This window comes from Pseudomonas sp. S2_F07, assembly GCF_054668325.1.
Genome location: NZ_CP162758.1, coordinates 2336824 through 2359498 on the forward strand (window position 1 = coordinate 2336824; position 22675 = coordinate 2359498).

Annotated in this window: 22 protein-coding genes; 12 read left to right on the forward strand and 10 right to left on the reverse strand. The window is 60.6% G+C overall.

Annotated elements, in window-relative coordinates; translation table 11 throughout:
* Position 1: 1 nt before the first annotated feature.
* From AB4O40_RS10390 to AB4O40_RS10410, 5 genes are all read left to right on the forward strand, one after another.
* Positions 2 to 934 (forward strand): ABC transporter substrate-binding protein, encoded by a 933-nt coding sequence (locus AB4O40_RS10390; RefSeq protein ID WP_056727997.1) that lies wholly within the window; start codon positions 2 to 4, stop codon positions 932 to 934.
* Positions 931 to 2832, forward strand: coding sequence for an ATP-binding protein (locus tag AB4O40_RS10395; protein WP_056728000.1), 1902 nt, complete (start codon positions 931 to 933; stop codon positions 2830 to 2832). Before AB4O40_RS10390 ends, AB4O40_RS10395 begins: the two co-directional genes overlap by 4 nt.
* A gap of 247 nt (positions 2833 to 3079) precedes the next feature.
* Positions 3080 to 3595: a 3-hydroxyacyl-[acyl-carrier-protein] dehydratase FabA gene (fabA, locus tag AB4O40_RS10400; RefSeq protein WP_003227150.1), complete on the forward strand. Its 516-nt coding sequence runs from the start codon at positions 3080 to 3082 to the stop codon at positions 3593 to 3595.
* 11 nt (positions 3596 to 3606) lie between these two features.
* Positions 3607 to 4827: a beta-ketoacyl-ACP synthase I gene (fabB, locus tag AB4O40_RS10405; RefSeq protein ID WP_046042997.1), complete on the forward strand. Its 1221-nt coding sequence runs from the start codon at positions 3607 to 3609 to the stop codon at positions 4825 to 4827.
* 265 nt (positions 4828 to 5092) lie between these two features.
* Positions 5093 to 5281 (forward strand): hypothetical protein, encoded by a 189-nt coding sequence (locus AB4O40_RS10410; protein ID WP_056728002.1) that lies wholly within the window; start codon positions 5093 to 5095, stop codon positions 5279 to 5281.
* A gap of 67 nt (positions 5282 to 5348) precedes the next feature.
* Here AB4O40_RS10410 and AB4O40_RS10415 read toward each other — a convergent pair whose 3' ends face one another.
* The 8 genes from AB4O40_RS10415 to AB4O40_RS10450 form a co-directional block, all read right to left on the reverse strand.
* On the reverse strand, positions 5349 to 6296 hold the full coding sequence (locus AB4O40_RS10415; RefSeq protein WP_056728004.1) for a hypothetical protein: 948 nt from the start codon (positions 6294 to 6296) through the stop codon (positions 5349 to 5351).
* Between the two features lie 182 nt (positions 6297 to 6478).
* Entirely contained in the window at positions 6479 to 7021 is a 543-nt protein-coding gene (locus tag AB4O40_RS10420; protein ID WP_056728006.1) for a DUF2058 domain-containing protein, read from the reverse strand.
* A 28-nt stretch (positions 7022 to 7049) separates the two neighbouring features.
* Positions 7050 to 7883 carry a nucleoside triphosphate pyrophosphohydrolase gene (gene mazG / locus AB4O40_RS10425; protein WP_056728007.1) on the reverse strand — a complete coding sequence of 278 codons (834 nt, stop codon included), beginning with the start codon at positions 7881 to 7883 and terminating at the stop codon, positions 7050 to 7052.
* Positions 7884 to 7999: 116 nt separating this feature from the next.
* Complete coding sequence (gene relA, locus AB4O40_RS10430) at positions 8000 to 10243, reverse strand: GTP diphosphokinase (RefSeq protein WP_056728008.1); 2244 nt, start codon at positions 10241 to 10243, stop codon at positions 8000 to 8002.
* Positions 10244 to 10365: 122 nt separating this feature from the next.
* Positions 10366 to 11718 carry a 23S rRNA (uracil(1939)-C(5))-methyltransferase RlmD gene (gene rlmD, locus AB4O40_RS10435; protein WP_056728009.1) on the reverse strand — a complete coding sequence of 451 codons (1353 nt, stop codon included), beginning with the start codon at positions 11716 to 11718 and terminating at the stop codon, positions 10366 to 10368.
* Entirely contained in the window at positions 11718 to 12620 is a 903-nt protein-coding gene (cysM, locus tag AB4O40_RS10440; protein ID WP_056728010.1) for a cysteine synthase CysM, read from the reverse strand. Before cysM ends, rlmD begins: the two co-directional genes overlap by 1 nt.
* Before the next feature lie 183 nt (positions 12621 to 12803).
* Complete coding sequence (locus tag AB4O40_RS10445; protein ID WP_223541050.1) at positions 12804 to 14225, reverse strand: sensor histidine kinase; 1422 nt, start codon at positions 14223 to 14225, stop codon at positions 12804 to 12806.
* Positions 14215 to 14934, reverse strand: coding sequence for a response regulator transcription factor (locus AB4O40_RS10450; RefSeq protein ID WP_056728012.1), 720 nt, complete (start codon positions 14932 to 14934; stop codon positions 14215 to 14217). Before AB4O40_RS10450 ends, AB4O40_RS10445 begins: the two co-directional genes overlap by 11 nt.
* A gap of 215 nt (positions 14935 to 15149) precedes the next feature.
* Between AB4O40_RS10450 and AB4O40_RS10455 the strand changes: the two genes are divergently transcribed.
* The 4 genes from AB4O40_RS10455 (at position 15150) to AB4O40_RS10470 (ending at position 19907) form a co-directional block, all read left to right on the forward strand.
* A complete protein-coding gene (locus AB4O40_RS10455; protein ID WP_223541048.1) occupies positions 15150 to 17903 on the forward strand; it encodes a response regulator in 2754 nt (917 codons plus the stop codon).
* A gap of 95 nt (positions 17904 to 17998) precedes the next feature.
* Positions 17999 to 18991, forward strand: a complete 993-nt coding sequence (locus AB4O40_RS10460) for a 2-hydroxyacid dehydrogenase (protein WP_056728015.1) — start codon at positions 17999 to 18001, stop codon at positions 18989 to 18991.
* A gap of 77 nt (positions 18992 to 19068) precedes the next feature.
* The gene (locus tag AB4O40_RS10465; protein ID WP_056728017.1) at positions 19069 to 19503 is read left to right on the forward strand and encodes a hypothetical protein; all 435 of its coding nucleotides are present in this window, start codon (positions 19069 to 19071) and stop codon (positions 19501 to 19503) included.
* The gene (locus tag AB4O40_RS10470; RefSeq protein WP_056728018.1) at positions 19503 to 19907 is read left to right on the forward strand and encodes an META domain-containing protein; all 405 of its coding nucleotides are present in this window, start codon (positions 19503 to 19505) and stop codon (positions 19905 to 19907) included. The genes AB4O40_RS10465 and AB4O40_RS10470 overlap by 1 nt, the downstream gene beginning before the upstream one ends.
* An 87-nt stretch (positions 19908 to 19994) precedes the next feature.
* On the opposite strand, the gene AB4O40_RS10475 is transcribed toward AB4O40_RS10470, so the two are convergent.
* On the reverse strand, positions 19995 to 20462 hold the full coding sequence (locus tag AB4O40_RS10475; protein ID WP_056728020.1) for a TlpA disulfide reductase family protein: 468 nt from the start codon (positions 20460 to 20462) through the stop codon (positions 19995 to 19997).
* Positions 20463 to 20576: 114 nt separating this feature from the next.
* Here AB4O40_RS10475 and arsC point away from each other — a divergent pair, with 114 nt between their 5' ends.
* Genes arsC through AB4O40_RS10490 form a run of 3 tightly spaced genes read left to right on the forward strand, consistent with a single transcriptional unit; the run spans position 20577 to position 21950 of the window.
* On the forward strand, positions 20577 to 20930 hold the full coding sequence (gene arsC, locus AB4O40_RS10480) for an arsenate reductase (glutaredoxin) (RefSeq protein ID WP_056728022.1): 354 nt from the start codon (positions 20577 to 20579) through the stop codon (positions 20928 to 20930).
* Entirely contained in the window at positions 20927 to 21523 is a 597-nt protein-coding gene (gene wrbA / locus AB4O40_RS10485) for an NAD(P)H:quinone oxidoreductase (RefSeq protein ID WP_046043016.1), read from the forward strand. The genes arsC and wrbA overlap by 4 nt, the downstream gene beginning before the upstream one ends.
* Before the next feature lies 1 nt (position 21524).
* Positions 21525 to 21950: a DUF2069 domain-containing protein gene (locus tag AB4O40_RS10490; protein ID WP_056728024.1), complete on the forward strand. Its 426-nt coding sequence runs from the start codon at positions 21525 to 21527 to the stop codon at positions 21948 to 21950.
* A gap of 41 nt (positions 21951 to 21991) precedes the next feature.
* On the opposite strand, the gene AB4O40_RS10495 is transcribed toward AB4O40_RS10490, so the two are convergent.
* Positions 21992 to 22666: a DNA-3-methyladenine glycosylase I gene (locus tag AB4O40_RS10495; protein WP_056728025.1), complete on the reverse strand. Its 675-nt coding sequence runs from the start codon at positions 22664 to 22666 to the stop codon at positions 21992 to 21994.
* Between the last annotated feature and the right edge of the window lie 9 nt (positions 22667 to 22675).

Here is a 22675-nt window from a genome sequence, read left to right on the forward strand (position 1 = left end):
GATGCCGAATCGTCCAGCCTGCGCAATACCGACCCTGGGTCGGCTGCTGGCCATACTCTGCCTGCTGACAAGCGGCCTGCTGGGCAGCCTGGCGAGTAACGCGGCCGACATTTTGCTCACGGGGGCCGAAGACAGCCCGGCTGTGCGGGCGTTTACCCAGGCCCTGAGCGAGTTGCGACCACGCGATAACGTACGCTTCCAGACGCTGGCCAAAATGCCGATACCGGACAAGCTGCCGGAAAACATCCGCTTGATACTGCTCGACCTGCCCAGCCTCGACTGGCGCCTGCAGAACACCCAGGGCCCGGCGACTCTCGTATTGCGCATCAGCCGCCTGCAAGCCCGGCAACGCTTGAACAACACGTTGCCTGCGCGCCTTTGCCTGCTATGGAGCGATCCGCCACTGGACCGCCAGTTACGCTTGACCCGCACCCTGTTGCCTCAGGCCAGACGCATCGGCGTGCTCTACGACACCCACAGTGAATTCCTCTTGAATGAGCTGCGTCAGGCCGCCCTCCCCCTGGGTCTTGAAGTGGTCACCCAGCGCTGGGACAACATTCACGACAGTCGTCCACTACAAGCACTGCTAAGCAAAAGCGACGTGTTGCTGGGTCTGGACGATGCCGACCTGTACAACCCGCAAACCGCAAAGAACCTGCTGCTGAGCAGCTACTCGCGGCAAGTGGCGCTGATCGGACCCAACGCCGGATTCGTCAAGGCCGGGAGCCTGGCCAGCACTTATAGCGACCAGAGCGACTGGCTGGCGGTCCTCGACGAATTGCTCGACCGGCCACCGGCCACCTGGCCGCGCACGCTCTATCCCCATCGATTCAAGGTCGCGAGCAATCCGCAGGTGGCACGTTCATTGGGCATCGAACAGATAGACGAAACGTCTGTCGCCACACTGCTGGCTGAAGGAGAACGCCGCCCATGAGCTTGCGCCGTCGCTGGGACATCAACACCCGCACCCAACTCATCAGCCTTGGCCCTGCGCTGCTGCTGACCTTGTTGCTGATCAGTTTCTTCACGTTCGTGCGCATTCAGGATCTGCGTCAGGAAATCACCCACACCGGGCAGTTGATCGCCAATCAACTGGCCCCGGCCACCGAATACGGAGTGATTTCGGGCAACATCGAAGTGCTCGAAACCTTGCTCAAGGCGACGCTGGCCACACCCAACGTGAGCTTTCTGGAAATCCAGGACAGCGCCAACCGGGTTCTGGTGTACGTCGAACAACCAAACGAACACCACAATCGCGCGCTACAACTCGAAGTGTTCCAGGCACCGATACGGCTCCAGCGCATCGCGTTGCACAATGATTTTTTCCAGAGCAGCAAAACCGCCACTGCCGCCCCCACAGAAGACTATCTGGGCCGGGTGATCGTCGGGCTGTCCAACGACGCCTTCAGCCGGCGCCAACAGGAAATCGTGCTCAAGGCGGCCATCCTGGCGCTGTTTGCCCTGCTGTTTACCTTCCTCGTGGCCCGGCGCCTGGCGGGCAGCCTGTCGCAACCGATCCGTGATATCGGCAATGCCGTCAAGGCGATCCAGGAAGGCGACTACAAGACACCGCTGCCCATAGTCGACGACACCGAGCTGGGGGCGCTGTCGCAACACATCAACAACCTCGCCAGCGGTCTCGAGCAGGCCAGCCGCGAACAGCATCAGGCCATGGCGCAACTGATCCAGACCCGTGAAGAAGCGGAAAAGGCCAACAACGCAAAATCCGATTTCCTCGCCATGATGAGCCATGAACTGCGCACGCCGATGAATGGCGTACTGGGCATGCTGCAGTTGCTGGAAACCACCGACATGACCGAGGAACAGGTGGAGTACGCGGCGCTGGCCTCGGAGTCCACCGAGCACTTGCTCAAAGTCATCAACGACATCCTGGATTTCTCGCGGATCGAACGTTCAGAGCTGGAACTGGAGCACATTGCGTTCAACCTCGCCGATCTGATCGGCAGTTGCGCCCAGTCGTTCCAGCACAGCGCCGTGCAACGCCGTCTCGACCTGCAACTGATGATCCCCGACGACATGCGCGGCTTGCAGGTCAAGGGCGACCCGACGCGTATCCGGCAGATACTGGTCAACCTGGTTGGCAACGCGCTGAAGTTCACCGAAAAGGGCCGCGTCACCATCGAGGCACAGTGGCAGTCGCTGGACCACGAGTTGCTGTGGTTCACCTGCACCGTGCGCGACAGCGGCATCGGCATCCCGGCGCAAAGCCTGGAATTGATGTTCAACGCTTTCCAGCAGGCCGACAGCTCTATCTCCAGACGCTACGGCGGCACGGGGCTGGGCCTGCCGATAGCCCGTACCCTGGCCGAACGCATGGGCGGCACCTTGCGCGCGCAGAGTGAGGAAGGCCGCGGTTCGGTGTTCACCCTGGAAATTCCCCTGGCACTGCACCAGCAGACACAACCGCTGTTGCCCCCTCGCGCGCAATCGCGCAACAGCAACGGCGAAGGGCGCAATGTGCTGTTGGTCGAAGACAACCCGGTTAACCAGACGGTCATCGAAGCCATGTTGCGCAGCCTGGGCTTCAAGGTCAGTGTCGCCGCCGACGGCGCGCAGGCGGTACGCAGTGCCGAAAGCCTGATTTTCGAAGCGATCCTGATGGATTGCCGCTTGCCGATCATCGATGGCTATGAAGCCACCCGACAAATCCGCAAGCTACCCGGTTGCACCGACCTGCCGATCATCGCCCTGACCGCCAACGCCTTGCAGGGCGATCGCGAAGCCTGCCTGTCGGCGGGGATGAACGATTACCTGGCCAAGCCGTTCAAACGGACTGATCTGCAGCAAATTCTGCAACGTTGGGTGCAGTAGTACAGGCCTTTCGACCATCTGTGACTGGCGTGAAAGGCGAAAGTGCGGCAGTCTTAGGCACCCGAACAGGCCCGAAAAGGGGCTTGAATAAAAATTTCAGTGCACAAGTGTACATTCATGTCCTTGGTGCTGTGACTTTCACCACAACGCAATAGTCTATGAGTAGGCTGCCGGTTCGAGGCATGAACGCTTCGATCGGCCGGGAAGATTTGCCCCACCTGCCGCATGGGACTATTGAGGAGCTCGCATGACCAAACAAAACGCCTTTACCCGGGAAGACCTGCTGCGCTGCAGTCGCGGTGAGCTGTTCGGCCCTGGTAACGCGCAACTGCCCGCCCCGAACATGCTGATGGTTGATCGCATCACCCTGATCAGCGAAGAAGGTGGCAAGTACGGCAAAGGTGAATTGGTCGCCGAGCTGGATATCAATCCGGACCTGTGGTTCTTCGCCTGCCACTTCGAAGGCGATCCGGTGATGCCGGGCTGCCTGGGCCTCGACGCCATGTGGCAACTGGTAGGCTTCTTCCTGGGCTGGCAAGGCTTGCCGGGCCGTGGCCGTGCGCTGGGTTCGGGCGAAGTGAAATTCTTCGGCCAGGTCCTGCCGACCGCCAAGAAAGTCACCTATAACATTCATATCAAGCGCGTCCTCAAGGGCAAGCTGAACCTGGCCATCGCCGACGGTTCGGTCACTGTCGACGGTCGCGAAATCTATACCGCCGAAGGCCTCCGGGTCGGCGTGTTCACCTCCACTGACAACTTCTAAGGGTTATCCGCATGCGCCGCGTCGTTATCACTGGTCTGGGCATCGTTTCTTGCCTGGGCAATGACAAAGAGACCGTCTCCGCTAACCTGCGTGCAAGCCGCCCTGGCATCCGGTTCAACCCGGAATATGCCGAAATGGGTCTGCGTAGCCAGGTTTCCGGCTCCATTGACCTCAACCTTGAAGAACTGATCGATCGCAAGATCTATCGCTTCGTCGGCCACGCGGCAGCTTATGCCTACCTGGCCATGAAAGACGCCATCACCGACTCCGGCCTGACCGAAGAACAGGTGTCCAACCCGCGTACCGGCCTGATCGCCGGTTCCGGTGGCGCATCGACCCTGAACCAGATGGAAGCGCTGGACATCCTGCGCGAGAAAGGCGTCAAGCGCGTCGGCCCATACCGCGTCACGCGGACCATGAGCAGCACCGTTTCGGCATGCCTTGCCACTCCGTTCAAGATCAAGGGCCTGAACTACTCCATCGCTTCTGCCTGCGCCACCAGTGCTCACTGCATCGGTACCGCCATGGAACAGATCCAGATGGGCAAGCAGGACATCGTCTTCGCCGGTGGCGGTGAAGAAGAGCACTGGAGTCAGTCGTTCCTGTTCGACGCCATGGGCGCCCTGTCCAGCAAGCGCAACGACACCCCGGAAAAAGCCTCCCGTGCCTACGACGCTGACCGTGACGGTTTCGTCATCGCCGGCGGTGGCGGCATGGTCGTGGTTGAAGAGCTGGAACACGCTCTGGCCCGCGGCGCCAAGATCTATGCGGAAATCGTTGGCTACGGCGCGACCTCCGACGGCTACGATATGGTTGCCCCTAGTGGCGAAGGCGCGATCCGCTGCATGCAGCAGGCGCTGTCCACCGTCGACACCCCGATCGACTACCTCAACACCCACGGCACCTCGACCCCGGTCGGCGACGTCGCGGAAATGAAAGGTGTGCGTGAAGTGTTCGGCGACAAGGCACCGGCCATCAGCTCCACCAAGAGCCTGTCGGGTCACTCCCTGGGCGCCGCCGGCGTTCATGAAGCGATCTACTGCATGCTGATGATGGAAGGCAACTTCATTGCCGGCTCCGCCAACATCGACGAGCTGGACCCTGAAGTGGCCGACCTGCCGGTGCTGACCAAGACCCGCGAAAACGCCACCATCAACACCGTGATGAGCAACAGCTTCGGTTTCGGTGGCACCAACGCCACCCTGGTACTGAAGCGCTGGCAGGGCAAGTAATACCCCGCCATAACGCCGCACAAGAAAACGCCCCGACTGGTTCGGGGCGTTTTTTTTGCCTTGAGAAAACCCTCTGAAGATGAAGCTTTTGTCATGAAACCAAATGCCCTGCAACTGAATGTCGCGGATTCCGCGGGCTGCAGCACTGTTGCCGTTTTTGCAAAAAACCCTTACCAAACCCAATCATTTACTTAGCAAGCTACCAAACTCTATAACAGAGTCCTGCACACGCCTTGCTGCAGATAACAGAGATTGGAGCTAGCAGATGACTGTAAAAGTAACTGAACGCGACGATTCACATAAATCCCACGAAGGTGTAGCCGCCGGTATCCGGATCTGGGACGTGCATCAACAAGACCTGCTGGTCGGGATGTTCCACTCCGAGACCGACGCGCAAAACTACAGGGCCGAACTGGAAATGCTCGAGCGCAAACGCGAGCTCGCAACCGGTTGAGGACAGACTCTACAGACTTGCAGCTTGCCCCCCCACGCAGGGGCAGGCTGCAACCGGGCCACTTGGCTCAGGTAATGTGAACAGCCGCCAAATGAAGGGAGTCGTCGATCACCAGCGCAGGGACAACACTGACGATCCGCCCCGCTTCAAGTTTCACCACCTCGCATTCACCGTCGCCCGCGCCGTCATTACGGATCGCGTACTGGAGCGAAGACGGATGCAGTTTGCCGTAGTTGAATTTCATGCCGCAGGCAATCAGAAAATCGATCTTCGCCCCCGTCAGTTCAATTTCCTTGTCCCGCTCACCGTCTTTCAACTCTGCATAATCGAGACATAAATTGATACTGAATGGGCAGCCCGGAACGAGGCTGTTAATAAACATCCCTTCATATCCACCAAAATAACTATGCTCGGCCCGCACACTACTCACTGCCTTTACCCTGACTACAACCTCGTCAAACAACTTAAATAACCAATAGCCGTCTTCATCGCCAACATGGTTGCCGAAATCGATACCTGATACGTAGCGTTTCGGCCACATCGACATCAATGGCATATCGACCTCATATTCCTTGTTGGTAATTGTCAGCATGTAATTGATAACATCGTAGTAACTCGACTCCCCCTCTCCTACCTTGATAAGCGTCGCACAGCTTCCCGCCAGCAAAACGATCTTGCCGTATTGCTCCATTGGTAGTTCGCTGATCAACAGCGTCACACACTCAGGTACCTTCTCCAGGTATGCAGAACTCAGCTCGTGCAGTTCTTCTTCACTGCGGATCTGGTGCCAGGGAATATTCCAGAAAAACTCAGGCAGGGTAAAGAAAACACACGCAGTCTCACCATGTTTCTCACGGGCGGTCTTAGCAGCGATCTTGATTTTTCGGCGCACCAGGTAAGCGCGCTCGGCCAGTTCACTGTCCAGATAATCGAGAATGGATTGTTCGGGCATTCGCGGGTGCGACAACTGCGATTTGAAAGTGGGTTGACGTAACGAAGCGATACTTACCAGCATCAAAGATATCCTTATCCATTTAAATTCATTCCATTAGTTCCTCCCGCCAAACAGCTAACCACTCATTCAAGAGCGATTATTTTTGGCAAAAGAAAACCCGAAAGATCGTATCGATACGAGCTTTCGGGTTCAAATTTTTAATCCTGCAAAGTACTAGCAAATATTTAGTACTGGCGAACTATTTACCACATCAGATCATCAGGGATCTTGTAGGCCGCGTACGGATCGTCCTCGACGCTGACTTCTTCGGTCTGCACATTCAACTGCACGATGCGTTGCGGGTCACGCTCCTGAATCTTCAGCGCCGCCTCGCGCGGAATCACTTCGTAGCCGCCGGCGTGATGCACGATGGCCAGAGAACCGCTGCTGAGCTTGTTGCGCATCAGGTTGTTGACGCAGATGCGCTTGACCTTCTTGTCGTCGACGAAGTTGTAGTAATCCTCGGTCGTCAATTTCGGCAGGCGCGAGACTTCGATCAATTGCTTGACCTGCGCGGCACGGGCCTTGGCCTCGGCCTTTTCCTGCTGCTGGCGGTTGAGCTCCTGGTCGCGCTTGACCTTCTCGGCCATGGCTTCCTGTGCCGCCCGCTGTTGGGAGTCATCCAGTTCGATCTGGCCTTTGTGGGCCAGGCGTTGCTGTTTCTGCTTGTCTTTGCTGACCTGCTTGGCCTGCTTCTGGTTGACCAGCCCTGCTTTGAGCAACTGGTCGCGAAGGGAAATGCTCATGGTGCTTATTACTCACTTAGGCCACTGCTCAACCGCAGCTGGGCAAATTCTTTTCCTGACGTTTGGCTTCGCCCCACAAGGCGTCCAACTCTTCGAGGGTACAATCTTCCATGGGACGGCGGGTGTCGCGCAATGCCTGTTCGATAAAACGAAAGCGTCTTTCAAACTTGCCGTTGGCGCCACGCAGTGCGGTTTCCGGATCAACCTTGAGATGCCGCGCCAGATTCACCACGGAGAACAGCAGGTCACCGATCTCGTCGGCCACGGCCTCGGGATCATTTTCCGACATGGCTTCAAGGACTTCATCGAGCTCCTCACGCACTTTGTCGAGCACCGGCAAGGCGTCCGGCCAGTCGAACCCGACCTGCCCCGCGCGCTTTTGCAATTTCGCCGAACGTGACAACGCCGGCAATGCAGCGGGGACGTCATCGAGCAATGACAGCTGTTCGGGCGCCGAGGACTTCTCTGCGCGCTCCTCGGCCTTGATCTCTTCCCAACGCTGCTTGACCTGCTCTTCGCTCAGGCGCGGGACATCCAGTGGCGCATAGAGATCGCCCGCAGGGAACACATGGGGGTGACGACGGATCAGCTTGCGGGTGATGCTGTCGACCACGCCATCAAACTCGAAGCGCCCTTCTTCCCGGGCCAACTGGCTGTAATACACCACCTGGAACAACAGGTCACCGAGCTCACCCTGCAAGTGATCGAAATCACCGCGCTCAATGGCGTCGGCGACTTCGTAGGCTTCTTCCAGAGTGTGGGGGACGATGGTGGCGTAAGTTTGCTTGATGTCCCACGGGCAACCGTACTGCGGGTCGCGCAGGCGGTTCATCAGGTGAAGCAGGTCTTCAAGGCTGTGCATCGACAATCTCATTTAGACGCAGGCCCCTGTAGGAGCTGCCGCAGGCTGCGATCTTTTGATGTTAAAAAACAAGATCAAAAGATCGCAGCCTGCGGCAGCTCCTACAAGGGTGCCGATCATGGCGTACGGTTACGCCGGGTTTCGATGATGTTCGGCAACTGGGAAATCCGCCCCAACAACCGCCCCAACGCATCCAGCCCCGGAATCTCGATGGTCAGGGACATCAACGCAGTGTTGTCCTCCTTGTTCGAGCGAGTGTTGACCGCCAGCACGTTGATTCGCTCATTGAGCAAGACCTGCGAGACGTCACGCAGCAACCCGGAACGGTCGTAGGCGCGGATGACGATGTCCACCGGATAGGTGAGCACCGGCACCGGGCCCCAACTGACCTGGATGATCCGCTCTGGCTCACGCCCGCTCAGTTGCAGCACCGAGGCGCAGTCCTGGCGGTGAATGCTCACCCCGCGGCCCTGGGTGATGTAACCGACGATGGCATCTCCCGGCAGCGGCTGGCAGCAGCCGGCCATCTGGGTCATCAGGTTGCCGACGCCCTGGATCTGGATATCGCCGCGCTTGCCCGGTTTGTAGCCAGTGGCCTTGCGCGGTATGAGTTCAAGCTGTTCGTTGCCACGCTCCGGCTCGACCAGTTGCTGCGCCAGGTTGACCAGTTGCGCCAGGCGCAAGTCGCCAGCACCGAGGGCCGCGAACAGGTCTTCGGCGGTTTTCATATTGGCCTTGTCGGCCAGCTTGTCGAAATCCACCGCCGGCAGACCGAGGCGATTAAGCTCGCGCTCAAGCAGCGTTTTACCGGCCGCGACGTTCTGGTCACGAGCCTGCAACTTGAACCAGTGAACGATCTTGGCCCGTGCCCGCGACGTAGTGACGTAGCCCAGGTTCGGGTTCAACCAGTCGCGGCTCGGGGTGCCGTGCTTGCTGGTGATGATCTCGACCTGTTCACCGGTTTGCAGGCTGTAGTTGAGCGGCACGATGCGCCCGTTGATCTTGGCGCCACGGCAGTTGTGACCGATTTCGGTGTGGACGCGGTAGGCGAAGTCCAGCGGGGTCGCGCCCTTCGGCAAGTCGATGGCGTGACCGTCCGGGGTGAAGATATAGACCCGGTCCGGCTCGATATCGACCCGCAGCTGTTCCGCCAGGCCACCGATGTCGCCCAGCTCTTCGTGCCATTCGAGCACCTGGCGCAGCCAGGAGATTTTCTCTTCGTAATGATTGGAACCGGACTTGACGTCGGTGCCCTTGTAGCGCCAGTGCGCGCAAACGCCGAGTTCGGCTTCTTCGTGCATCGCATGGGTGCGGATCTGCACTTCCAGCACCTTGCCCTCGGGCCCGATTACCGCCGTGTGCAGCGAGCGATAGCCGTTTTCCTTGGGGTTGGCGATGTAGTCGTCGAACTCTTTCGGGATGTGTCGCCACAGGGTGTGAACGATGCCGAGCGCGGTGTAGCAATCGCGCATTTCCGGCACCAGCACGCGAACGGCACGCACGTCGTAGATCTGGCTGAACTCCAGACCCTTGCGCTGCATTTTGCGCCAGATCGAATAGATGTGCTTGGCCCGGCCGCTGATGTCGGCATCGACACCGGTGGCCTGCAATTCGTTTTTCAGCTGGCTCATCACGTCGCTGATGAAACGCTCGCGATCCAGTCGCCGCTCATGGAGCAACTTGGCAATCTGCTTGTACTGGTCGGGCTCAAGGTAACGGAAGGACAAGTCTTCCAGTTCCCACTTGATGTGACCGATACCCAGGCGATGGGCCAGCGGTGCGTAGATGTCGAAGACTTCACGGGCCACGCGGTTGCGTTTTTCGTCGTCGGCGGTTTTCACCGCGCGGATCGCGCACGTGCGTTCGGCCAGCTTGATCAGGGCGACGCGAACGTCGTCGACCATGGCCACCAGCATCTTGCGCAGGTTTTCCACCTGGCCCTGAGTGCCCAGCACCAGGGATTTGCGCGGGCTCAGGCTGTCGCTGATCGCGGCCATGCGCTGCACGCCGTCGATGAGCTTGGACACCACCGGACCGAAGCGCTGGCTGACGGCCGGCAACTTGATCTGATTTTCGCGCACGCCTCGATACAGGATCGCGGCGACCAAGGAGTCCTGGTCGAGCTTGAGATCGGCGAGGATCTCGGCGATCTCAAGCCCGGTACGGAAAGTCGAGTTACCTTCCGACCACAGATTCTGTGCCGCATTGGCTTGTTGTTCGGCCTCCCGAGCGTACTCGCAGGCCTCTTTCAAGGCTTCGCGATCCAGTGCCAGATCGACACTGACCGCATGATCGAGCCAAGCCTCGAGATTGATACTGCCGTCGGTGTTGATCGGCTGGTGTGCTCTCACCTGTACCATCTTGCTTACCTTCCCTACGACGCAGATTCAATGCGTCAAATCGCTGACCTTCGTTGCCCGTGCGCCCACGTCGGGCTGGGTGCGCGGCTGCACGGGCGGGCCAGTCGGACCAGACGAGCATCCTAGCTCGCTTCAAATAACGCCATGGCCTCGACATGTGCCGTTTGAGGAAACATATCGAGAATCCCGGCACGTTTTAACCGGTAGCCCTGCTTGATCAATTCGACCGTGTCGCGCGCCAGAGTTGCAGGGTTGCACGACACATACACCAATCGCTCGGCGCCAAGGCTCTTGAGCTTGCGCACGACCTCGAAAGCACCGTCACGCGGTGGGTCCAAGAGTACCGCACAAAAGCCTTCGGCGGCCCATTCGGCGCCTGTCAAAGGCTGGGATAAATCGGCCTGAAAAAACTTCGCGTTATGCAGATTGTTGCTAGCCGCATTCGCCGCGGCCCGATCGACCATCACCTGCACGCCTTCGACCGCTACCACTTCACGAGCGGCCTTGGCCAACGGCAAGGCAAAGTTGCCCAGGCCACAGAACAGGTCAAGTACCCGCTCATCCGCTGTCGGCTTCAGCCAGTCCAGCGCCTGGGCGACCATCGCTTCGTTAACGGCGGCGTTGACCTGGATGAAATCCCCTGGACGATACGCCAACTCCAGGTCCCACTGTTCAAGGCGATAGCCCAACGACTGATCGGCCTCGACCGGTTGCGGTTCGCCGTCGCCATGCAGCCACAACTGGGCTTCATGGAACGCACAGAATTCCTTGAGGATCGTCAGGTCGGCGTCGGACAACGGTGCCATGTGCCGCAGCAACACAGCCAGCGTCGAGCCACTGAACAACTCCACATGCCCGAGCGCCTGGGGTTTGCTCAAGCGCCGCAGCATCTGGGGCAAGCGGGCCATGATCGGTTGCAAGGGCTGTACCAGCACCGGGCAGTCATCGATGCCCACGATGTCCTGGCTGCCGGCGGCACGGAAACCGACTTCGAGTTTTTTCGCCTTCATGTCCCAGCGCACAGCGACTCGGGCACGACGCCGGTAAGCGAATTCCGCACCGCTCAATGGCGCTGCCCACTCTTCGGGTTCGACGCCCGCGACCCTCGACAACTGCTCGGCGAGCATGCGCTGTTTCAGGGCAAGCTGTTCGTTGTGGGGCAGATGCTGCACGCTGCAACCGCCGCAGCGGCCGGCATGGGCGCACGGTGCAGGCCGGCGTAACTCACTGGCCTTGAACACCCGCTCGGTACGCGCCTCGACCACTTTGCCGTGGGCACCGAGCACCCGCGCCTCGATCTCTTCACCGGCCAATGCGCCGATGACGAACCAGGTGCGGCCTTCGAAAAACGCGATACCGCGACCGTCATTGGCCAGGCGCTCGATGGTCAGGCGCTGCTTTTTGCCGGTCGGGACTTGCGGGGCCTTGCTGCCGCCAGTGGGCTGGAAGCGCAGGCCTCTTTCATGTTTGGCCATCAGTTGGGCGCGTCGAAAATGCCGGTCGACAGGTAACGGTCGCCACGGTCGCAGATGATCGCGACGATCACCGCGTTTTCAACTTCTTTGGACAGGCGCAGCATGGCCGCCACGGCACCGCCCGAGGACACGCCACAGAAAATGCCTTCTTCGCGGGCCAGACGACGGGTCACGTCTTCGGCTTCGCTTTGGGCCATGTCGACGATCCGGTCCACGCGGTCGGCCTGGTAGATCTTCGGCAGGTATTCCTGAGGCCAGCGGCGGATACCCGGGATCGCCGAGCCTTCCATCGGTTGCAGACCGATGATCTGCACGTTGTCGTTCTGCTCTTTCAAGTAGCGCGACACACCCATGATGGTGCCGGTGGTGCCCATGGAGCTGACGAAATGGGTGATGGTGCCCTGGGTCTGGCGCCAGATTTCCGGGCCGGTGGTGGTGTAGTGCGCCTCGGGGTTATCACCGTTGGCGAACTGGTCCAGCACCTTGCCGCGACCTTCGGCTTCCATTTTCTGCGCCAGATCACGGGCGCCTTCCATGCCCTGCTCCTGACTGACCAGAATCAGCTCGGCGCCATAGGCCGTCATGGCTGCCTTGCGCTCGGCACTGGAGTTGTCCGGCATGATCAGGATCATCTTGTAACCCTTGATCGCAGCGGCCATGGCCAGGGCGATCCCGGTGTTGCCCGAGGTCGCCTCGATCAGCGTATCGCCGGCGTGGATCTGCCCGCGCAGTTCGGCGCGGGTGATCATCGACAGCGCCGGCCGGTCCTTGACCGAACCCGCCGGGTTGTTCCCTTCGAGCTTGAGCAATAGGGTATTGCTGGTGGCGCCGGGCAGGCGCTGCAAACGGACCAGCGGAGTGTTGCCGACGCAATCGGCGATGGTTGGGTACTGCAAGGTCATGGCGTATTCGCAATCCAGACTGCGGGGGCGACTATCATACCGGCAAACGTTCCCAGGCCATATCACGCAAAGTGTGGTGCTTATGGTTTATGGGAATAAGCAGATATTTTGCGGTGAACATGAGGGCCTCTTCGCGGGCAAGTCGGATCGCCGCACCGCCGCTCCCACAGGGTACCGGGGTGATCATACGTTTTGCGGTTGGAACACGCCCAATGTGGGAGCGGGCTTGCTCGCGAAGGCGTCGGCACTGGCGCTATTAACATCCGCCAACAAGCGCATATTCAGGCGCAACCCGGTCCCGGTGTTCTGCGCCCACAGCTGTCCGCCCTGACGCTGCACCGCATTGCGGGCGATACTCAAGCCCAGCCCGAATCCACCGTCCCCCGGCCGCGAACCGTCGAGCCGGGTGAACGGCAGGAAGATCCGCTCCAGATCCGCTTGCGCCACGCCGCCGCCGTGATCTTCCAGCCACAGGTGCCAGAAATCGCCATCACGACGACCACCCAATTGGACAATGCCTGCGGCCGGTGAATGCCGAATCGCATTGCGCAGAATGTTTTCCAATGCCTGGGCCAGGGTGTTGAGATGACCGCGAACCCAGCAGGATGAATCCACCGTGCATTGCAACTGCGTATCGGGCCAGCCACTTTCATAGCAGGCGTTTTCCGTGAGCATTTCCCACAGGGCCTGGATCTGGATCGCTTCGTCGGGCAATCGGGTGCGCTCGGTATCGAGCCACGCCAGTTGCAGCGTGTCTTCCACCAGGCGCTGCATGCCATCGACCTCACGCCCGATGCGCTCGCGCAATGGCTCCAGCCCCTGCTCGCTTTCACTGGCCACCCGCAGTCGGCTCAAGGGCGTGCGCAATTCGTGGGACAGGTCGCGCAGCAGTTGCTGCTGCAGGGCTACAGTACTTTGCAGGCGTTCGGACATGTGATCGAACGCCCGACCCAACTCACCCAGCTCATCCGATCGATTGGTGGTCCGGGCCGACAGCCGTACGTTCAGTTGATCGGCACGCCAGGCATTGGCCTGCGCGCGCAAGTGATTGAGCGGGACCACCAACAGGCGATACAGCCCGACGCATAGCAGCAAGGTGAACAATCCCGGAATCACGCCGTTGGTGATCACCCGCCAGAACACCCGATAACGCCCGGGTACAAAGCGCTTGGGCAGCTCGATCACAAGGCTGCCGGCGGACGGGTCACCGGGAAACGGTATGCGCATCCACGGCCGACCTTTCTTGTGGATGGGCCAATCGAGGCCGCGCAAAAAGGTCAGGCGTTCGACTTCCTTGTCCGTCAGCGATTGGTTGCTCAAGGACTGCAAATCACCACCGATGACACCGACCCAGCCTTTTTCCCGCTGATGCATGCCTTGCAGCCAGTCATCGACACCAGCGCTCTGGCGCTGCTGCCAGACCTGCTCGGCTTCGGCGGCGTAGCGCGCCAGGGTGCCGCGGGCCTCATCGGAGAGGAACTGGTTGCGCTGCTCCATGTAACGGCCCCAGGACCAACTCAGCCAGATCATCAGCAGGCAGAAAGCGACCAATAGACAGGCCAGTTTCCAGAACAGCGAATGCCTGCCGGGCAAGTTACACTTCATCAGCGTGGCTCAGGATGTAGCCCTTGCCCCATACCGTGCGTACTTCGCGCTCGGTGTAGCCAATGGCCTTGAGCTTGCGGCGGATCTGGCTGATGTGCATGTCCAGGCTGCGGTCATGGGCCGCGTAACCGCGTTGCAGCACCTGTTGATAAAGGAAGGCTTTGCTCAGTACTTCGTCGGCGCTGCGGTGCAGCGTCTCCAGCAACCGATACTCGCTGCGGGTCAAGCCACCGGCCTGTTCGCCATAAAAGACCTCGTAGCTTTCATCGTCGAAACGCAGGCTGTCCATCGATGGGGCCGGCACCGCGGGTGCGGGACGGCGGTCGAGTGCCACCCGCCGCAGAATGGCTTCGATGCGTACCCCCAACTCCACCATGCTGAAGGGCTTTGGCAGGTAATCATCGGCCCCCAGTCGAAAGCCGCTGATGCGATCGGCCTCGGCACCGAGGGCCGACATCAACAACACCGGGGTGGAATGGCTCTGGCGCAATTGGGTCAGCACCGCCAGGCCGTCCATGCCTGGCAGCAGAATATCCATCAGCACCACGTCGAAAGCTTCCCTGCGGGCAATATCCAGGCCTTCCCGGCCGTTCTGGCACCAGGTCACCTGGAAACCGCTACGGTCCAGATGCTCATGCACGTAGGCGCCGAGCACAAGGTCGTCTTCGATGGACAGGATTCGGGGGAGAGCGGCAGTGATGGGAGCCATGACTATCTGCAAATAATTCTCAGTTGAGCAATTATTCAAGATTGCCTCGCCAGGGGCAACCCACCGTTTGTCCATATCGCCATTAAGTCATTCGGGCCGACGAATGACGGCACCATTTTTACGAGGATTGCCCGCGAGCAAATCGCTACACTGCGCAAGTGGTGCATGGCGGATGCATGTACAGCTCTATAAATAGCGGGATGCAGGAGAGATGCGTGCTCAAGAAACTGGGAATCAAAGGCCGCGTGCTGTTGCTGACCCTATTGCCAACCAGCCTGATGGCGTTGGTGCTGGGGGGGTATTTTACCTGGATGCAACAGGCGGACCTGCACATCCAGCTCATGCAGCGTGGCGAAATGATCGCCGAGCAGTTGGCGCCATTGGCGGCTCCCGCCATGGGCCATCAGGACAACGAACTGCTCGAACGCATTGCCACCCAGGCCCTGGAACAAACCGACGTACGAGCCGTGACCTTCCTGGCTCCTGATCGCACGCTACTGGCCCACGCCGGCCCGACCATGCTCAACCAGACCCCCTCCGGCAGTGGCACGCAGATGCTGCGCCGCAGTGGCAACGATGCGACCCGCTATTTGCTGCCGGTATTCGGCAAACACCGCAACCTGGCCGGGGACGTGATTCCCGAAGAAGCCGACCGCCTTCTGGGCTGGGTCGAACTGGAACTGTCCCATAACAGCATGCTGTTGCGGGGCTACCGCAGCCTGTTCGCCAGCCTGATACTGATCATTGCGGGACTGACGGGTGCGGCACTGCTGGCCCTGCGCATGGGGCGCACGATCAATCAGCCGCTGAGCCAGATCAAGCAGGCCGTGGCCCAGCTCAAGGACGGTCATCTGGAAACCCGCCTGCCGCCCCTCGGCAGTCAGGAGCTGGACGAGCTGGCCTCGGGCATCAACCGCATGGCCGGCACCCTGCAAAATGCCCAGGAAGAGTTGCAGCACAGCATCGACCAGGCCACCGAAGACGTGCGCCAGAACCTGGAAACCATCGAGATCCAGAACATCGAGCTGGACCTGGCGCGCAAGGAAGCCCTGGAAGCGAGCCGGATCAAGTCCGAATTCCTGGCCAACATGAGCCATGAAATCCGCACACCGCTCAATGGCATTCTCGGCTTCACCCACCTGCTGCAAAAAAGCGAGCTCACCCCACGCCAACTCGACTACCTGGGTACCATCGAAAAGTCCGCCGACAGTCTGCTGGGGATCATCAACGAGATTCTCGACTTCTCGAAAATCGAGGCCGGCAAGCTGGTGCTTGACCATATTCCGTTCAACCTGCGCGACCTGCTCCAGGACACCCTGACCATCCTCGCCCCGGCCGCCCACGCCAAACAGCTGGAACTGGTGAGCCTGGTGTACCGGGACACGCCACTGTCACTGGTGGGCGACCCGCTGCGGCTCAAGCAGATCCTGACGAACCTGGTGAGCAATGCGATCAAGTTCACCCGCGAAGGCACCATCGTCGCCCGCGCCATGCTCGAAGAAGAACACGAAGATACCGTGCAGTTGCGCATCAGCATTCAGGACACCGGCATCGGTCTGTCGAACCAGGACGTGCGCGCCCTGTTCCAGGCCTTCAGCCAGGCCGACAACTCGCTGTCGCGGCAACCCGGCGGTACTGGCCTGGGCCTGGTGATTTCCAAGCGCCTGGTCGAACAGATGGGCGGTGAGATCGGCGTCGACAGCACGCCTGGGGAAGGATCGGAATTCTGGATCAGCCTGAGCCTGCCGAAAACCCGCGACGATGCCGAAGACCTGCCCTGCGCGCCCTTGCTCGGGCGACGGGTGGCGGTACTGGAAAACCACGAGCTGGCGCGGCAGGCGTTGCAGCATCAACTGGAAGACTGCGGCCTCAGCACCACACCGTTCAATACCCTTGAAAACCTGACCAATGGTGTCACCGCCGCCCACCAGACCGACCAGGCGATCGAGCTTGCCGTGCTCGGCATCACCAGTAACGACATGCCGCCGGAACGCCTCAACCAGCACATCTGGGACCTCGAGCATCTTGGCTGCAAGGTGTTGGTGCTGTGCCCGACTACGGAACAGACGCTGTTCCATCTTTCCGTGCCCAACCCCCACAGCCAGCTCCAGGCGAAACCGGCTTGCACCCGCAAGCTGCGACGCGCCCTGTCTGACCTGGTCAACCCGCGACCGATACGCAGCGAGCCGGGCGAACCGTTGTCCAGCCGTGCCCCGAAGGTGCTTTGCGTCGACGACAATCCGGCCAACCTGATGCTGGTGCAGACCCTGCTCGAAGACATGGGCGCCAAGGTGCTCGCGGTGGAAAGCGGTTATGCCGCCATCAAGGCAGTGCAAAACGAGACATTCGATCTGGTGCTGATGGACGTGCAAATGCCCGGCATGGACGGCCGCCAGAGCACCGAGGCAATCCGCCAGTGGGAAAGCGAGCGCCATTGCACACCGCTGCCGATCGTGGCGCTCACTGCCCACGCCATGGCCAACGAAAAACGCGCGCTGCTGCAAAGCGGCATGGACGACTACCTGACCAAACCGATCAGCGAGCGGCAATTGGCCCAGGTGGTGCTCAAGTGGAGCGGCCTGGCGCTGCGCAATCACAGCCCGGAGCGCGCAGGCGATGGGCATGCGGGTGCCCATGACCTGATGGTACTCGACCACGACGAAGGATTGCGCCTGGCCGCTGGCAAGGCTGACCTGGCTGCAGACATGCTGGCGATGCTGCTCGCGTCCCTGGAAGCCGACCGAGAAGCCATCCGCCTCGCTCAGCAAAGCAACGACCACAACGCCCTGATCGAACGGGTCCATCGCCTGCATGGCGCGACGCGTTACTGCGGCGTACCGCAATTGCGTGCGGCCTGCCAACGCAGCGAAACCCTGCTCAAGCAACAGGACCCGAAAGCCAGCGTGGCACTGGATGAGCTCGACCGGGCAATCAATCGCCTGGCTGCCCAGGCGCGCATGAATGCTTGATGCAGCGCAATCGCCAAGGGTTGCCGGCGAGCTAACCTGACGACTGTCGAATGCCGGCTTGCTCAACGGCGCAGGCCACCTTCAAGGAGCACTGCATGCGTACGATTCTTTTCAGCAGCCAGAACTACGACCGCGACAGTTTTCTCGCGGCCGGGCAGCCGGCCGGCATCGAGCTGCAATTTCAGCCTGCGCGCCTGAGCCTCGACACGGTAGCGCTCGCCCAAGGGTATGAAGCGGTCTGCGCGTTCATCAATGATGACCTCGGCGCGGCAGTGCTCGAACGCCTGGCCGCTGGAGGCACGCGCCTGATCGCCCTGCGCTCGGCCGGTTACAACCATGTCGACTTGCCGACGGCAAAACGTCTGGGACTGGCCATCGTACGCGTCCCGGCTTATTCGCCCCACGCGGTGGCCGAACATGCGGTAGCGTTGATCCTCGCACTCAACCGCCGCTTGCCTCGCGCCTACAACCGCACCCGAGACGGGGACTTCAGACTGCAGGGGCTGACCGGTTTCGACCTGGTGGGCAAGACCGTCGGCGTGGTCGGCACCGGTCAGATTGGTGCCACCTTCGCCAAAATCATGAGCGGGTTTGGTTGCCAGTTGCTGGCCTACGACCCCTACCCCAACCCACAGGTCGAAGCCCTCGGCGCTCGCTACCTGAGCCTGCCGCAACTGCTGGCCGAATCGCAGATCATCAGCCTGCACTGCCCGCTCAACGAGCAGAGCAAGCACTTGATCAACCGCGAGTCCCTGGCGCACATGCAACCGGGTGCGATGCTGATCAATACCGGGCGTGGCGGCCTGGTGGACACCCCGGCGCTGATCGATGCCTTGAAAGACGGTCGCCTGGGTTACCTGGGGCTGGATGTGTATGAGGAAGAAGCGCAGTTGTTCTTCGAGGACCGCTCCGACCTGCCACTGCAAGACGATGTGCTGGCACGGCTGCTGACCTTTCCTAACGTGATCGTCACCGCGCACCAGGCCTTCCTGACCCGCGAAGCGCTGGATGCGATTGCCGCCACCACGTTGCGCAACATTGCAGCCTGGACGGCGGGCACCCCGGAAAACCTGGTGACGGGAGACTGAAACGGATCGAAGGTCATCTGCCTGCGCGATGCGGCGTGCAAGCCCGTGCTAGCATATCGCGCATATTTGGAGGACCCATGGTCGAACACGATTTCCGCTACAGCCTGATGAACCCGCAACACACCCTCACCGAATGCCGCGCCCTGGTGCCGGGGCGCTATCAAGTCACCGGCAACGGTGGTTCGATTCGCAACAATGACGTGCTGGTCGTGACCCTCAAGGGTGCCAAGGACTTGTCCATGCGCCTGACCGTCGAAACGGTTCGCCACCTGATCAACCCGCCCGGCCAATGGGTCGCGGTAGCCAGTGGCCCGGTGTTCGGCGAACTGGCCATCCACACCTGGCAAGTGAACTGTGACAGCTGCGCCAAAGAGCTGAGCTTCGAGTTCGCCGTCGATGCCAAGCTGGGCAACAAGGCCGAAAAGCCTGCCGCCACCGCGCGGATTGCCGAGCTGGGCTGGACCAGCGTCGGCGAGAAACACCTGTGCCCGAAATGCCAGGAGCCTGCGTGATGAAACGCCTCGCTCTGAGCGCCATGGTCGGCGCCAGCCTGCTGGGTTGCGCCGCCGAGCCGGTGCAACTGCAACAGAACCGCAGCTACATTCTGGAGTGGATCGGCGAGCGGCCGTTGATGGACTACAGCCACCTGACCATCACCCTCGGCGAAGACGGCCGGGCCTACGGCAATGGCGGCTGCAACCACTGGTTCGCACCGTACACCCTCGAAGGCCACAAGCTGACCTTCGGCAAAATCGGCAGCACCCGCAAACTGTGCGCGCCAGCGCTGATGGAACAGGAAAAACGCTTCCTCCAGGCGCTGGAAAATGTCCAGCGCTGGGACGTCTCCCCGATCGAGCAGATGCGCTTCTGGCCAGCCGAAGGCAAGCCGCTGCGTTGGTGGCTTGAGGAGGGCTGATCCCCTGAAAGATCGCAGCCTGCGGCAGCTCCTACAGGGTGTACGACAATCCATGTAGGAGCTGCCGCAGGCTGCGATCTTTTTGCTTTAATTTTTCGCCTGCAACGCCTCAAGCTTGGCCATCACCCCCGCCGCCGTCTGCTCACCCATCAACTGCTCACGTACCTTGCCCTTGTTATCGATGATGTAGGTCACCGGCAACGCCTCGCTGCGCGGCAGCTCGAACAGTTCGGAAGGGTCCTGGGCCAGCACGGTGAACCTGATCCCCAGTTTCTCGCTCGCGCTCTTCAGCTCTTGCCCCTGAACGTTGTCGAAGTTGACCCCGAACACACCGATTTTCCTGTCCTTGAGCTGCTCGGCCAGGGCGTTCAACTCCGGGATCTCCGTACGGCAAGGCCCGCACCATTCTGCCCAGTAGTTGAGGACCAGCCATTTTCCGTCCAGGCGGTCAGAGGCGATTTTATGACCGTCCTGGTCGATGCCATAGTCATTACCGCAGCCCCCCAGCATCAACGCTCCGATGATCGCCAATGCTGCTGCCAGTCGCCTTGTCATGTCGTGTTCCTTGTCAAAAATTGAATGCACCTGCGACCCATCGCCTCTCACGGTTCTGGAATGCGCGCTGCACAGTTAGAATAGCCGCCACCTTACGCAAGATGCGACCCGCTCATGACCGATCTGACGCTTTATCACAATCCGCGCTGCTCGAAATCCCGCGGTGCGCTCGAACTGCTTGAAGCCCGTGGCCTGACCCCGACTGTGGTCCGCTACCTGGAAACCCCACTGGACGCCGCGCAGATCCAGAACCTGCTGGGTAAACTCGGGATCAGCGCCCGGCAATTGCTGCGCACCGGCGAGGACGAGTACAAGACCCTCGACCTGGCCGACAGCAGCCTGAGCGAAGCGCAATTGATCGCCGCCATCGCCGCCCACCCGAAACTGATGGAGCGACCGATTCTCGAAGTCGGCGACAAGGCCATCATCGGCCGCCCACCGGAGCAGATCCTGGAACTGTTGCCATGAGCGCACCGTACATTCTGGTTCTGTACTACAGCCGCAGCGGCTCGACCAACGAAATGGCCCGGCAGATCGCCCGTGGCGTCGAACAGGCAGGGCTTGAGGCACGCTTGCGCACGGTGCCGGCGATTTCCACCGAGTGCGAAGCCGTTTCCCCGGAGATTCCCGACGAAGGTGCGCTGTATGCCAGCCTCGACGACCTGAAGAACTGCGCCGGCCTGGCTCTCGGCAGCCCGACCCGCTTCGGCAACATGGCTGCACCGCTCAAATACTTCCTCGACGGTACCAGCAACCTGTGGCTGACCGGCGCCCTGGTGGGTAAACCGGCGGGTGTTTTCACCTCCACCGCGAGCCTGCACGGCGGCCAGGAAACCACGCTGCTGTCGATGATGCTGCCGTTGCTGCACCACGGCATGCTGATCACCGGCCTGCCCTACAGCGAATCGGCGCTGCTGGAAACCCAGGGCGGCGGTACGCCATACGGCGCAAGCCACCACGCCGGTGCCGACGGCAAAAGCGGTCTGGATGCCCATGAAGTGGCGCTGTGCCGCGCGCTGGGTATGCGCCTGGCCAAGACCGCACAGAAACTGGAGAGCTGAGGTGGCCAAGAAACCGAAGATCCTGCCCGCCCTCGAATGGCTCGAACCACGGGTCAAGGCGATGCGCGCCATCAGCCTGCTGTGCTTTTTCGGCCTGGTGGGATTGCTGTGTGTTTACTACCTGGCGATTGCCGACCTGCACGGGGCACGCCCCTGGGTGATCCTGTTGATCGAGCTGGTGCCACTGCTGATTCTGGCACCGGGGATGATCATCGGCAGCCCTCGCGGGCATTCGTGGATGTGCTTTGTGGTGAACCTTTATTTCATCAAGGGCGCATTGGCTGCCTATGACCCGAACCGGCAGATCTTCGGTTTGCTGGAGATGGGCGCGAGCCTGGCGGTGTTTTGCTCGGCGCTGTTGTATGTGCGGTGGCGGTATCAGTTGAACCGAAAGCTGGCGGGTGAAGGCGAACCCTCCGTCGCCTGATCTGACGCCTTCGACTTGCTCGCGAAGGGGGCAACTCGGTCTCAATGATTGACGGTATAAGCCAGCATCATCGAAATCTGGCTCATCGGCCGCCCGCCACTTTCCTCATGCCACTGGTTGAACACGTCCTGCACCAACGCCAGGTCGCGCAGACTGCTCGGAACCTTGTCGATGATGTCCTGCGCATTCAATGCCGCCACCACGTCATAGCTCGGTACAAAGGTGTCCTTGCCGATCATGCGCAGGAAGCGCGGGGCTGACAGCCCGCCCAACTGATGTCCGCGCTTTTTCAGGAAGGTCCAGAGCCCGACGATATCGGTCACCGGCCAATCGGCGATCAGCGCACCGAAACTGCCCTTTTCATGGGCCACGTCCAGTATGAACTGCGCATTGCGCGGCACGCTCTTGAGCTTGCCCAAGTGACGTATGATCCGCGTGTCCTGCATCAGGCGCTCAAGGTGCTCGGCGCTCATCAGCACGACTTTTTCCGGGTCGAACCTGAAGAACACTTCTTCGAAGGCCGGCCACTTGGCATCCACCAGGCTGTGCTTGAGCCCGGCACGGAATACCCGCAACGCCATCGTCGAGAGGTAGCGATCGTCGCTGATCTTGCGCAGTTGCGCCGGGGTCTTGGGAACGGGCAGATGGGCTTCCAGTTCAGCCGCCGAACCGAAGCGGTTCAAGCAATACTCGTTCAGCCACTTGTAGTCGCGCATGCCCTCTCC